The sequence below is a fragment of the Lacihabitans sp. CS3-21 genome, assembly GCF_024343675.1.
Lineage (GTDB): Bacteria > Bacteroidota > Bacteroidia > Cytophagales > Spirosomataceae > Leadbetterella.
Genome location: NZ_RJUD01000044.1, coordinates 1 through 764, shown reverse-complemented (window position 1 = coordinate 764; position 764 = coordinate 1). Strand labels below are relative to the sequence as shown.

The window sequence follows — 764 nt, the reverse complement described above, 5'->3', positions numbered from 1 at the left end:
CTGAAACATCTAAGTACCCATAGGAGAATAAAACAACAGTGATTCCGAGAGTAGTGGCGAGCGAAATCGGAGCAGCCCAAACCGGCCTTGTTACGGCACGCCCGGGGTTATAGGACTGCATTTAGAAGTATATTTTAACTTGAATGACTTGGGAAGGTCAACCGTAGAGTGTGATAGTCACGTAAGGGTAAAGAATATAGGACGAGCAGAATCCTGAGTAGGTGGGGGCCGGTGAAACCCCCTCTGAATTCGGCAGCACCATCTGCCAAGGCTAAATACTACTGAGACACCGATAGCGAACAAGTACTGTGAAGGAAAGGTGAAAAGCACGGAGAGTATCCGGGTGAAATAGAACCTGAAACCGTACGCCTACAAGCGGTCGGAGCCATGCGATATGGTGACGGCGTGCCTTTTGCATAATGATCCTACGAGTTACGGTCACCAGCAAGGTTAAGATTTTAAGAATCGGAGCCGAAGCGAAAGCGAGTCTGAATAGGGCGTTAAGTTGGTGGCTGTAGACGCGAAACCTAGTGATCTACCCATGGTCAGGTTGAAGGTTGGGTAAGACCAACTGGAGGACCGTACCGGTATACGTTGAAAAGTGTTCGGATGAACTGTGGGTAGGGGTGAAAGGCTAATCAAACTGGGAAATAGCTCGTACTCCCCGAAATGTATTTAGGTACAGCGTCGGCGTTGAGTCTTATCGAGGTAGAGCTACTGATTGGATGCGGGGGAGTCACATCCTACCAAATTCAGACAAACTC

1 rRNA gene is annotated in these 764 nt (G+C 48.8%); it reads left to right on the top strand.

Annotation, left to right across the window (positions count from 1 at the left end):
- Positions 1–764: ribosomal RNA gene (locus EGI24_RS14220) — 23S ribosomal RNA — on the top strand; the annotation flags it as partial.